This is a genomic window from Limisphaerales bacterium (assembly GCA_014382585.1).
GTDB lineage: Bacteria > Verrucomicrobiota > Verrucomicrobiia > Limisphaerales > UBA1100 > JACNJL01.
Genome location: JACNJL010000058.1, coordinates 1 through 12,013, shown reverse-complemented (window position 1 = coordinate 12,013; position 12,013 = coordinate 1). Strand labels below are relative to the sequence as shown.

General features: G+C 54.6%; 15 protein-coding genes and 1 tRNA gene. 13 read left to right on the top strand and 3 right to left on the bottom strand.

Annotated features, from left to right (window positions below; all coding sequences use genetic code 11):
• Positions 1-8 precede the first annotated feature (8 nt).
• The 10 genes from rpsP to H8E27_13210 all read left to right on the top strand — a co-directional run bounded on the left by rpsP (position 9) and on the right by H8E27_13210 (position 4,770).
• The gene (gene rpsP / locus H8E27_13255; GenBank protein MBC8326582.1) at positions 9-434 is read left to right on the top strand and encodes a 30S ribosomal protein S16; all 426 of its coding nucleotides are present in this window, start codon (positions 9-11) and stop codon (positions 432-434) included.
• A 19-nt stretch (positions 435-453) separates the two neighbouring features.
• Positions 454-699, top strand: coding sequence for a KH domain-containing protein (locus H8E27_13250; protein MBC8326581.1), 246 nt, complete (start codon positions 454-456; stop codon positions 697-699).
• A gap of 30 nt (positions 700-729) precedes the next feature.
• The gene (gene trmD, locus H8E27_13245) at positions 730-1,398 is read left to right on the top strand and encodes a tRNA (guanosine(37)-N1)-methyltransferase TrmD (GenBank protein ID MBC8326580.1); all 669 of its coding nucleotides are present in this window, start codon (positions 730-732) and stop codon (positions 1,396-1,398) included.
• A 35-nt stretch (positions 1,399-1,433) separates the two neighbouring features.
• On the top strand, positions 1,434-1,784 hold the full coding sequence (gene rplS, locus H8E27_13240; protein MBC8326579.1) for a 50S ribosomal protein L19: 351 nt from the start codon (positions 1,434-1,436) through the stop codon (positions 1,782-1,784).
• Positions 1,785-1,911: 127 nt separating this feature from the next.
• The gene (locus H8E27_13235; protein ID MBC8326578.1) at positions 1,912-2,118 is read left to right on the top strand and encodes a hypothetical protein; all 207 of its coding nucleotides are present in this window, start codon (positions 1,912-1,914) and stop codon (positions 2,116-2,118) included.
• Positions 2,115-2,378 (top strand): hypothetical protein, encoded by a 264-nt coding sequence (locus tag H8E27_13230; GenBank protein ID MBC8326577.1) that lies wholly within the window; start codon positions 2,115-2,117, stop codon positions 2,376-2,378. The genes H8E27_13235 and H8E27_13230 overlap by 4 nt, the downstream gene beginning before the upstream one ends.
• Positions 2,379-2,547: 169 nt before the next feature.
• Positions 2,548-3,195, top strand: coding sequence for a ribonuclease HII (locus H8E27_13225; protein MBC8326576.1), 648 nt, complete (start codon positions 2,548-2,550; stop codon positions 3,193-3,195).
• Between the two features lie 170 nt (positions 3,196-3,365).
• Positions 3,366-3,758 (top strand): YraN family protein, encoded by a 393-nt coding sequence (locus H8E27_13220; GenBank protein MBC8326575.1) that lies wholly within the window; start codon positions 3,366-3,368, stop codon positions 3,756-3,758.
• 41 nt (positions 3,759-3,799) lie between these two features.
• A complete protein-coding gene (gene mutM, locus H8E27_13215; GenBank protein ID MBC8326574.1) occupies positions 3,800-4,648 on the top strand; it encodes a bifunctional DNA-formamidopyrimidine glycosylase/DNA-(apurinic or apyrimidinic site) lyase in 849 nt (282 codons plus the stop codon).
• Positions 4,649-4,695: 47 nt separating this feature from the next.
• Positions 4,696-4,770 (top strand) — tRNA-Asn (locus tag H8E27_13210).
• Between the two features lie 8 nt (positions 4,771-4,778).
• On the opposite strand, the gene H8E27_13205 is transcribed toward H8E27_13210, so the two are convergent.
• The gene (locus H8E27_13205) at positions 4,779-6,563 is read right to left on the bottom strand and encodes a trypsin-like peptidase domain-containing protein (GenBank protein MBC8326573.1); all 1,785 of its coding nucleotides are present in this window, start codon (positions 6,561-6,563) and stop codon (positions 4,779-4,781) included.
• 192 nt (positions 6,564-6,755) lie between these two features.
• Positions 6,756-7,541 (bottom strand): SDR family oxidoreductase, encoded by a 786-nt coding sequence (locus H8E27_13200; protein MBC8326572.1) that lies wholly within the window; start codon positions 7,539-7,541, stop codon positions 6,756-6,758.
• A gap of 185 nt (positions 7,542-7,726) precedes the next feature.
• Between H8E27_13200 and H8E27_13195 the strand changes: the two genes are divergently transcribed.
• Positions 7,727-8,335, top strand: coding sequence for an SOS response-associated peptidase (locus H8E27_13195; protein MBC8326571.1), 609 nt, complete (start codon positions 7,727-7,729; stop codon positions 8,333-8,335).
• A 263-nt stretch (positions 8,336-8,598) separates the two neighbouring features.
• Here the strand turns inward: H8E27_13195 and H8E27_13190 are convergent, their stop codons facing one another.
• Positions 8,599-8,790: a hypothetical protein gene (locus H8E27_13190; GenBank protein ID MBC8326570.1), complete on the bottom strand. Its 192-nt coding sequence runs from the start codon at positions 8,788-8,790 to the stop codon at positions 8,599-8,601.
• Between the two features lie 678 nt (positions 8,791-9,468).
• On the opposite strand from H8E27_13190, the gene H8E27_13185 reads away from it, so the two are divergent.
• Together H8E27_13185 and H8E27_13180 are read left to right on the top strand one after the other, a co-directional pair.
• Entirely contained in the window at positions 9,469-10,104 is a 636-nt protein-coding gene (locus H8E27_13185; GenBank protein ID MBC8326569.1) for a sigma-70 family RNA polymerase sigma factor, read from the top strand.
• Between the two features lie 22 nt (positions 10,105-10,126).
• Positions 10,127-12,013 (top strand): protein kinase (locus H8E27_13180; GenBank protein ID MBC8326568.1); only part of this gene is annotated, 1,887 nt, incomplete at its 3' end.

Below are 12,013 nucleotides of genomic sequence, written 5' to 3'. Positions count from 1 at the left end.
TTAAGATTATGGCAGTAAAGATGAGATTAAAGCGGATCGGCATGAAAAATACGCCGGTTTTCCGCATTGTAGTAACCGATGGCCGCAGCCCGCGCGATGGCCGGTTCATTGAAGAAATTGGCACCTATTGGCCCCTGAAAGAGGGCGCCGAGAATTTCAAGATTAACCTCGATCGCACCAAATACTGGCGTGGCGTGGGCGCGCAGCCCAGCGAAACGGTCGCCAGCATCATCAAACGCGCTCTCCGCGCCGAGAAAGGTTTGGAGCCCAAAGCGAAAAAGGTTAAAAAAGTCAAGGAAGAGCCCAAAGCGGAAGAGGCCGCGCCTGAGGTAGTGGCGGGAAAATCCGAGGAACCCGTTGCTGAAAAGGCCGGCGAAGCAACCGAGGAGCCTAAGGCTGAAGATAAACCTGATGAACCTAAGTCGGACGGTTAATTTTTAATCAATTTTTGTTATGCTAGATTTTGTGGAATATGTGGTCAAAGGGTTGGTCGATGAACCCGAAGCAGTTAACGTGACCGAAGTGGAAAACAACGGCACCACCGTTTACGAACTGCGAATGGATCCCGATGATATCGCCAAAGTGATTGGCCGACGCGGCGTGACAATCAACGCCATCCGCTCGCTCATCCAAGCTGGGGGCGCCAAAAAAGGAATGCGCTGCGGTCTGGAAATCATTGAGGACGAAGACGACGATTAGGCGCGCTCGGCGTGCCACGCAGCCACAGCAATGAAGGTGGACGTGCTCACGCTTTTCCCCGCGATGTTCGCGGGGCCGATGGATGAAAGCATCCTGCGCCGTGCCCGCGAAAGCGGCCGGCTGGAGCTCGCCCTCCACGATTTGCGGGAATGGACACACGACCGACACCGCACGGTGGATGGCCCCCCTTACGGCGGCGGCCCGGGAATGGTGCTCAAGCCCGAACCGATCTTTGAAGCGATAGACGAGCTGGCAAACGACACCACGCAAGTGGTGATGCTCACCCCGCAAGGTGAGCCATTTCGCCAAGCCACGGCAAGTACGCTGTCGGCGCACGAGCATCTGCTCCTGCTCTGCGGCAGTTTTGAAGGTTTTGATGAACGCATCCGCACGCGGGTGCATCACGAAATCTCCATCGGCGATTACGTGCTGACCAACGGCGCGTTGCCCGCGATGGTGGTGATCGACGCGGTCACGCGATTGCTGCCCGGCGTGTTGGGCGATGACGCCAGCAGCGTCGAGGAAAGTTTTAGTAAGAACACGCTGGACTATCCGCAGTACACGCGGCCGGCCGAATATCGCGGGTTGGAAGTGCCCGTAGTGTTGCAAAACGGCAACCACGCAGCCATCGAACAATGGCGCCGCGAACAAGCCGCGCAACGCACGCGCGAACGCCGGCCGGATTTATTGGAAGAATAGAAAACAATTTGTAACAATTTAACGAAGGACAAAATATGAATCAGGCATTGATGGACAAAATTGAGTCGGAGCAACTGCGCGCCGAGGCACTGGAATTTAATGTGGGCGACATCGTCAAGGTCCACACGCGAGTGAAAGAAGGCGCCAAGGAACGCACGCAGGTTTTCCAAGGCATCGTCATCGCCCGCCGCGGGCGCGGACTCAATGCCACCTTCACCGTGCGCCGCATCAGCTACGGCCAGGGCGTCGAGCGCGTGTTCCCCGTCAACAGTCCTAACGTTGAAAAAGTCACCGTCGAGCGCCGAGGCAAAGTCCGCCGCGCCAAGCTCAACTACCTCCGCGAACGCATCGGTAAACGCGCCATGCTCGTCAAAGAGCGCAAGTAGTTCAAATTTGAGACACGGATTCCACGGATTCACACGGATTGATCATCTGTGAAATTCGTGGAATCCGTGTCTGAAAAAGGGGCGGTTTGGCTTGAGATCCTTCCATCCACACGTTAGTGTTTTCCCTATGAGTACGGTTAAGGAAATCCAGACCGCCATTCGCGATCTGCCCGAGGAACAGGCGCTGGGACTTTTGGGATGGATGGAAACCGAATTTGGCGGCGACGCTTGGGATCGGCAAATGCAGGCCGACGCTGCAGCCGGTCGGTTGGATCACTTGGTTGAGCAGGCCAAGCGCGCGGTGGCTGATGGAACCGACCGACCTTTCCCGTGAACTCCACCGCCGCACCGGAGTTTTGGGCTCTGTATAATCAACTCACGCCCGAGTTGCGCAAACTGGCCGACAAGAATTATCGACTGTGGCAGGGTAACCCGCGTCATCCATCGCTTCGCTTCCTGAAGGTTACTCCACAAATGTGGTCGGCCCGCGTCGGCCGAAATTATCGGGCCGTGGCCATTTTCGAGGCTCAGCGATTTGTTTGGGTTTGGATTGGTAAACACACTGATTACGATGCAATGCTGAAACAGGGCTGAAGCGAGGCGGTTAAATTTTCTTTGTCTCTGTGGGCAAGTTCCACCTTGCCGCAAATCAAGACACAGATTTCACGGATTGATCATCTGTGAAAATCTGTGAAATTCGTGTCTGAAAAAGCGCGAACAACTTTCCATTTCAAATTCACCCTCCATCCGCCACAACGGGTCCGTGGATTACTTCCAATTCGAACGTGAACATCACGCGCAAGGCCTCAGCCGCCTGGTGGGCATTGATGAAGCCGGACGCGGCCCATTAGCCGGCCCCGTAGTGGCTGCCGCCGTGGTTTTGCCAATGGAGTGGGCGCAAACAGATTTGCCCGAATCTCTCGCACACCTCAATGATTCCAAAAAACTTACCGAGAAAACGCGCGAAGCATTATTCGCCGCCATCCACGAGGAAACCCAAATCCATTTTGGCATCGGCATCATCGAAGCGAATGTCATCGACGAAATCAACATCCTGCAAGCCACCCACCGCGCGATGAACGCCGCTCTCACCCAACTCTCCCCGCCCGCTGCTCACGCCCTCGTCGATGGCCTTCGCGTCCCGACGCTCGCTATCCCACAAACGGCCATTGTGAAAGGCGACCAAAAAAGTTTCTCCATCGCCGCCGCCAGCATCCTCGCCAAAGTCACCCGCGACCGCCTGATGCGGGAACACGACGCTCGCTGGCCTGAATACAATTTCGCCAAACACAAAGGCTACGGCACCGCTGTGCACCTTGCCGCGCTCGAAGCTCACGGCCCGTGTCCCATTCACCGGCAAAGTTTTGCGCCGGTGCGTGCGGCGCAAGAACCAATGCCCAAGTTCCAGTAATCAGGGAGTTGCCAATTCCCAATACACGTCCTGAACAGGTTGAAGATCGTAGATTGGGTTTTTCTTAGGGTTTGGGCATTGTTCATCGGGAATTATTATTTATTCAATATTTTCATTGCCTCTCCATTCCTCTCCCTTACGCTCTTGGCATGGTCTGGTCCGATGGTTTTATGGATTGGTTTCGGCGTGCGGAGCCCGAGCACTTGCATCGAGGCCGGTTAGGGGAACGGGCGGCCAAGCGTTATTTGAAAAAGGCGGGCTTGAAATTTCTCTACGCCAATTACCGCACCGCAAAAGGCGAGATTGATCTCATTTTTCGCGATGGCGAGGCGTTGGTGTTTGTGGAAGTGAAAACGCGCTCGTCGGAAAGTTGGACGCGCCCCGCCGCCGCCGTAAACGCCGACAAGCAACGCAAGCTCATCGCCACTGCGCGAAATTATTTGCGTCTTCTTCACGATCCGGAAATCGCCTTTCGCTTCGACATCGTCGAGGTGCTGCTCAATCGAGGTGCTGTGAATGAGATCCGGCATCAACCCAACGCCTTTGCACCGGGTCGGCGATAATTCATCCTGCAAATTCCGCTGATCTTTGTTAAAATCCGCTTGTGCCAGAATTGCCTGAAGTTGAGGTGCTCACGCGCCATCTTGGCCCCGCTTTACGCGGGAAGACTGTTTCCGAGGTGCGCGTCCATCGCACCAAAAGCACGCGTCCCACTTCCGCCCGAGCTTTGCGCGCCAAATTGGTTGGCGCAAAATTCATCTCCGTCACTCGGCGCGCCAAGTATCTTTTGTTCAAACTAAATCAACCGCTCCACGAGCCGTTTATTTTGCTCGGTCATTTGGGCATGACCGGTCGCATATTTGTCCAACCCACTGCCGCGCCTTTGCCGAAACATGCTGCAGTCACACTGGGCTTGGGTCGCCACATTTGTGTTTTCGAAGACACCCGTTATTTTGGTCGCCTCACGCTTGATCTTTCACCGTTGGAATCTCTCGGGCCCGAGCCCTTGGGCGATGCTTTTGATGGCGCGATCCTTCACACGGCCTTGCGTCGCAGCGCTCAAGCCATCAAGCCAAAATTGCTCGACCAAAAAACACTGGCGGGTGTGGGCAACATTTACGCCAGCGAATCCCTGTGGCGTGCGGGCATTTCGCCACGCAAAGCCGCCCGGCGCCTCACCCGTGCTCAATGTGTGGCTTTGGCTGCGAGCATCCGCGAAGTACTCACCGAGGCCATTGTATGCGGCAGTACTGTGCCGCTGGATTTCGCAGGGGCGGAGAAGCGGAATCATCTATTCTATTACGGCAGCCTCGCCGGCCCCCAAGGCTTCGAGGAGCGCTTGCGCGTTTACAACCGCGCCGATGAACCCTGCGATCGCTGCGCCACGTCCATCCGCCAAATTACCCAAGCCGCCCGCAGTACCTACTATTGCCCCCAATGCCAGGGTGGCTGAATCGCTTGACGCGCCCCCGCGCCTTCGGTAGCCTCCCGCCTTCGAGTTCCAGAGTAGCTCAATGGTAGAGCATGCGGCTGTTAACCGCAGGGTTGAAGGTTCGAGTCCTTCCTCTGGAGCCATTTCTATTCTACGGGAGAAGCGCCTTGATGTGTTCGGCGGCAATGGCAAAGTTGAGCCCTTCGGATTTCTTAATGTCACCGTTAGGTTGCAGAACGTCATTACGTGCATAGGTATTGACTCCAATGACGTGGCCTCTGTTATCCACTAGTGGTCCTCCGCTGTTGCCGGGGTTTATAGCGGTATCGGTAACAATGATCGTGTCACCAGGTCGACCCGTATCTAGCATTGGGTTGCGCGGGTCATATTTTGGGAGGCCTGATATTAAACCTTTTGATATGATGTCGGTCAATTCATACGGGTTTCCCAGCGCATAAACGTCATCGCCTTTTCCGACGGAGTTAATTGGGCGAATAGGCAAAGGGCGTGGGCTGGGGCCATTAAAGTTTACCCTAAGAATAACCAGATCACGTCTGGCATCTTGAGCCAGTGGAGGGAACTGAATTGTAAATTGATTTTGTGATGAAATCTGGGTGGCTGTGCCACGAGTCGCGCCTTTGATTACATGTATGTTGCTGGCGATAATGCCATCGGCCACGACAAAACCAGTGCCTTTTGAGCTATTGTTGCAGTTAATCTCAAAGGTGGAGGCACTAATATTTCGGTAAACTACAGCACCCTCTTGTGGTTTGAAATTGGCCGACATTTTTTTGCTGATAGCATCGGCTTGTTGTCGGATAGCGGGATTCGGACTTAGCTGAAGGCCGGCAATTTTTGCTGTAGCTGTGTCAAATTTTTGTTTGGCAATTAAATCTACGACTTCCTTGACTTCCATGTTTTCAATGTACCCCTTGGCTTGGGGATCGTTGTATTTTCCAGCCTCTTTGGCATGGAAGATGGCAAGTTGATAATCGCGATTCAATTCGGCATCACTTGCTAGATCCATTCGGATGGATGCAATAAACCGTTCGGTGGCGGCTTGGGCATTTGGGGCTAGATTACGGTGAGCTACCTCTGCCAAATCGATTGCCCTCAAAGGGGCTCCCTGCCGTCGCGCAAGATTGGCGGCTTCCTGCATCACCCGGGGATTCTGGATGCCGGCGATATGCCACGGCTTTACTTGGTGGCGAATATTGTCAAACGCAAGCTGCATGGCATGGGGAAGAATCCGTTCCATCTTGGTTCTAATTTGCAGGTTGTTTGGGTTGAGAGATGCTGCTTCAGAATATGCATCCATCGCATCGGGATGATTCTGGTCCGACCGGATTAATCGGTCACCTTTGGCTACTAAATCGACGGAAAAAGATTTGCGCGCGTGCGAGTTTCCGTTTTTTGCCAGTTCGGAAACTTGTTGTTCAGCAAGAGGTTGTTCACGGTTCTTCCACCCAACCACGCCTGAATTTTTAGCAATGGACCAGGCGCGAACGCGATATTTTGCGGCCTCATCTGGAAAGGCCTGGATTGTATGGTGGCCTAAAAGACGACCTGTGGAATATACATCCCCGAGAATTTGAGCACTTTCATAATCTCCTAAATCACTTGCACGCCGGAGGTGCCACATTGCATTCAGGCAGTTTTGTTTGGAGGGTATTTGTTGCCCACGGTTGTAGATCCCATATCGGTTGTAATCGAAGCCTATACGGGGCCCTCCGGAATGGGAGGGTTGCGAGAGGAAATTTTGGGCAGAATCACGGCATTTTTTGATTTGCTGAAAACGGGTATGGTAACTCCCCTCATTTTCGCCCTTGTCTTTAAGGATGGGTGAGGCGGGGATACGAAGTTGAGCGTTAAGGGGTTGGGCTGCGTTTACACTGAAGAGGAGAATGATCTGAAAAGTCCGGATAATCTTATTCATGAGGAAGTCCTTTCTCTTCTTACAACTTACATCACTTTTAGAAATATGCTACGAAAAAAGAAAAATAATTTCCGATGAAGGGTTGTGTGTGGTCGGCCAACAAAAATGAAGCGGGGCAAAGAAGTCGTCAAGGCGCACTAAGCCGAGGGATTGTTCGGGCTTGTATCGCAGGTTATTAAGTTCTCAACTCCTTCAATCCCACTTTGAATGATCCGCGTTCACCGCACGGTCCAGATGCGAGTAGCCGCCGTCCACAAATACGATCTGTCCCGTTGTGTGACTGCTGCACGGGGAGGCGAGGAACACGATCATAGCCGCCAGTTCTTCCGGAGTGGTCATGCGGTTACCCAGTGGAACCAATCGCTCGATTGCCGCGCGTGTCGCGGCGGGGTTTTCCAGTGAATCAAACCAGCGCTGATATTGCGGTGTGATGCATTCGGCGGGGATCACGCAATTGACGCGCACGTTGTCCGGCGCAAGCGCCACGGCCCATTCGCGGGTGAGCGCATTCATCGCGCCCTTCGCCGCCGCGTAGCCGGAAGTGCCGCCCTGACCGGTGACAGCGACTTTGGAGCTGACATTCACAATGGCCCCCGCGTGCTTTGCTAACTCCTCCCGGCATAAATGCGCCAGCGTGTAAACGTGCGATAAATTCAAATGCACCGAGGCCATAAACTCCTCGGGCGAGGTGCTCAAATCCTTGCCGTCATTAACTCCGGCGTTGTTCACCAAAACATCAATGCGGCCAAACGCCGCCAGCGTTTCATCCACCACCATACGGCAGGCGGATTCCTCCGCCAGCTCGGCTTCGATAAAAATTCCATTCACCTCCTGCGCCAATGCCATGCCCTCCGCCGACCCGTGCCCCGCGATGGCCACGTGCGCCCCCTCCGCCGCAAAGGCACGCACGGCAGCCGCACCAATCCCTTTCGCGCCGCCGGTGACGATGACGGTCTTGTCTCGCAGTTGTAAATCCACGCGCGGAGCTTTCCGTGCAGAGACAAAAGGAGCAAGGCGCAAATTGTAGTCCGAGCCGAGGGCCCGGGCTACCGGGGGCGAGCGCAGCGCTTCCCTGCCGAGGATGTTTGCTTGTGACTTTTGGCCTGTGTTTTTGGCAATTTCCTTTTTACCTTCCAACCGTGTGTTGTCGCTACTCCGAAACTGTGGATCCGATGGAATTGGCCGAGGTGTTGCCCATTGACCTCTGCACTTACGAATTCACCCCGCGCCCGATGATTTGGCCCAAGGAGACCGCCCCCGTCATCGTGCGCGACAATGGCCGCACCGAACTGCGCCCCATACGCTGGGGCCTCATCCCGCATTGGGCCGAGGACGAAAAAATCGGCACTAAAATGATTAACGCCCGCAGCGAAACCGCCGCGCAAAAACCCGCCTTCCGCGAAGCGTGGCAAAGCCGCCGCTGCCTCATCCCCGCCACCGGCTTCTACGAATGGAACCGCTCCGCCGACCCGAATGGCCGCGGCCAAGCTTATCATTTCACAAATCCCACCCGCCCACTCATCTGCTTCGCCGGTCTCTGGGAACGCTGGCACCGCCCGCCCAGCAAACAACCCGAGCTATTCGAAAACACTTTCGAGCCCCCGCCACCCATCCTCGAAACCTTCACCCTCCTCACCACCAAGCCAAATGAAGTCGTCAAAAAATACCACGACCGAATGCCTGTGATGCTGGAAAGGGAATTTGAAGGATGGCTCGGGAACAAGAGTGAAATCTCCAAGTATAATGGGGTTTTGGATGTGGATCGGGTGTAGCTTATTTGGGTAGACTGTCGATTGGGAATTGTTCTAGGGCCTTGATTGTTGACCTCCGCTGGCTTGGGAAGATGAGAAGGTCGAAAATCCGCGTTTTCCGGTTCTGAATCTAGCGCCGGCTCTGAGGTTGAGGCGCATCGAACGAGCGGATGCACCGGAATATGAGTTTGATGAACCACCGCTACCTAGCTGTACTAAGTTGCGAATTTTGCTATTGTAGGAGTTTCTTATCCCAAAAAATGAACCCCGTCCCGGAACTACATTCATTCGAGAATTGGAATAACTGGAGCTGAATCCAGCTGAACCACTTCCGCCTGGGTTACTTCCGCCTGAGTTACTTCCGCCTGAGTTACTTCCGCCTGGGTTACTTCCGCCTGGGTTACTTCCGCTTGAGTTGCTTCCGCTTGAGTTGCTTCCGCTTGAGTTGCTTCCGGCAGTTTGCGAGAGTGTGCCATTTATGCAAGTTACAGTTGGGGCTGTCCCAGAAGTGTTAAATTTTGTAGTAACACCATCCACTGCCTGTGTGGCAGAAGCCGATAGTTTCCAAACTACTTGATCGCCTCGGGTGGAAGATGCAGCATTTACTCCACCAGGAAAATTTTCCATTTTCATTTTCAATGCTGTACCGCTCTGAACTGGTTGAGTTGCATTATTGGAGTTGGATGAAGTCCAGCTATAAGTCAAATTCTCTGGGCTAGGCCTTGGGGGCTTGGTTGGGTCGACGCAAGTATATTTTACCCTCAAATGAATATAGGGATTACCGGAACCGCTTTGAGACTTGTATTCATTGAAGCTAGTCGCAAAGGCACCGGTACTTGCGATTACTTTTCTGGTGCAACTCCATGAACTGGATATGACTACTTCGGGGGAGCCTGGGTTTCCAGCTGATGTTCCCTTAATGAATTCAACCTGAATACTTGTTATTTTATTAACTTGTGTTTGCGCGTGACAATTGAATTGTCCGATTGAATGGAGCACGGCAGCAGAGATCGCTATTACAATTTGATTCGAAGAACTTAGCTCTTTATAAATCATATGAAATTCAATACGCTGTAAAACCTCTGTTTCTCACAAATATTCACAAAATAATTTTTTTATGGGAATTTTATGGTCATTTGCGAAAGACTCCTGCGATGCGGCGTACTGATAGGAAGAGGATGGTGAAAGATGGGGAACAGCCGCCTTTGGCGACGCGGAGTAGTTTGTTGTTGCGGCTCAAGGATTTGGGGGATGAACGGAGTTGGCGGGAGTTTTATGATTTGTACTGGATGCTGCTCTACAACGTGGTGCGTAAGGCGGGCTTCGGTGCGGAGGATGCGGAGGATGTGACACAGCAGACGGTGTCAAAGGTGTCTCAGAAGATGCCGGGGTTTGTGTATGATCGCGAGAAGGGTTCGTACAAAGCGTGGCTGATGACGGTGCTGCGCTCGCGGATGGCGGATCACGCGCGCAAGAACGGGCGGCGGGTGCCGACGGTGAGTTTGGAGTTTGAAGGGTTGCCGGCGGTTCGTGGGCGGGATGAATTTAAACAATTATGGAACAACGAATGGAACAAACGAATGGTGAGCCTCGCTCTGGAACGGGTGAAGCGGCGGGTGGGGCCGAAGCAATTCCAGATTTTTCACGCTTATATGATGCAGGAATGGACGATGCGGGAGGTGACGGAAACGCTGGGGGTGAGCAATCGGCAGGTGTATATGGCGAAGTATCGGGTGGGGGAGAAATTCGAGGAGGAGCTGGTGCGGCTGCGGGAGGAGGGGGCGGATTGAACGTATCGCGTCCTTTGCGCCGGTGGCATCCGTGGCGTCGGCGGATGTACGCGTGGGTAACGCGGCTGGCGGAGCGTTGGCTGAAGCCGCCGCCGGAGCCGCGTGTGTATCGGACGGATTGCGGAGGAGAGGAGAGGTTGTTGCGGGCGCGATTGATGAAGGGCGTGGCGCGGACGTGCGTCCCTACTGGAAAAATTTGATTGAAATGGCGGGAAAGAATTTTAGTGAATCTAATGAAGACGCACCCCAATTGCCGGGGTTGACTTTGCTGCGTCAGATTGGCGGAGGCACTTATGGCGAGGTGTGGCTGGCGCGGGAATCGGTTGGGGAAGAGGGCGCCTTTCGCGCGGTGAAGCTGGTGCGGCGCGATCGCTTTGAGGATGCGCATCCGTACGAACGCGAATGGCGCGGCCAACAGCGATTTGAATCGTTGAGCCGTAGTCACGTGGGCATTGTGGATGTGCTGCGCTTGGAACGCGATGACGCGCGCGGATTATTCTTCAGCGTGATGGAGCTGGCGGATGACGCGGACGTGGACGCCAATGAGGTGAATCCAAAAACGTACGAGCCGCGCACGCTGCAAGGTCAACTCGCCGCGCACGGCGCTTTGCCCCCGGCGAAATGTTTGAAGGTGGGCGTGAGCCTCGCACGCGCGTTGGCGCATTTGCACACGCACGAGTTGGTGCATCGCGATGTGAAGCCTTCCAACATTATCTACGTGGACGGCAAGCCGAAGCTGGTGGACATTGGCCTCGTGGCGCGAATGGATAGCACACCCTCGGCGGTGGGCACGTTCGGCTACATCCCGTACGAAGGCCCGGGCAAAACCACGGCGGACGTGTTCGCGCTCGGCAAAGTGCTCTACGAAATGGCCACGGGCAAAGATCGCTACGACTTCCCCGAATTGCCTGCGCCGAATCCGGAACTGCGCGGTCTCAACGCGGTGATCCTCAAAGCCTGCGCGGATTTGCCCAAAGAGCGCTACGCCAATGCAGCAGAAATGGCCGAGGACCTCGAACGCGTGCGCGATGGCCATCGGCCGCTGGAAGAAAGCACCGCGATTTTCAATAAACTGCTGGCCACATTGGCAGTGTTGTTGGTGGGCACGCTGGCTTGGAATCAATGGGGCGAATCAGATTCACCGGAAACGTCCGAGCCCAGCTGGCGCGATGGCGTGGAGGCGCATTGGCCGATGGACGGCCACGCCCGCGACGCCACCGGCCACGGCTACGACGGCAATGCCACAGGCGTGACGCCCACCACCGACCGCTTCGGCCGCGCCGATCGCGCGCTGCATTTTGATGGCAATGCCTCCATCGACATCGGTGATCGGCTCGACATTCGTACCAACGATTTCACCGTGAGTTTGTGGGTGAAAACCACGGATGATGCGTTCGGGTTGGTCGGTAAAAAAAGCGAATTGCGGTTGCCATGCTGTTGGGGTTTAGCGGCGTATCACGAGTATGAACAGCACCAAAATTTGCTGCTGGTGCTATTGCAATCCACGGGCGGTGATGGGAATTCCGGTGTTGTCCATTTGGGCTTGCGGGACATCGGCCTCAACAACGGCAAATGGCATCAACTGGTGGCGGTGTTCGATCGGGATCAAACGTTAAATGTATTTCTGGATGGCAAGTTGTTAACCCAAAAAGATATTTCAAAATCCAAAACGGTGGATTTTGATTCCGATTATCATCTGCTGCTCGGCGCAGCCAATGGCGAGGGAAACGCAGAGGTGCATCCGCGCAAACAGCTCACGGGCGATATGGACGACGTTCGCATTTGGCGGCGCGCACTGTCGGCGGCGGAAGTGGGGCAAATGTATCGTGACGAATCCGCGCCCGGTACGCGTCCTCCCGCGCGATGGGATTTTAATTACAGCTACCCCCACGTGTTCGAAACCAATGCG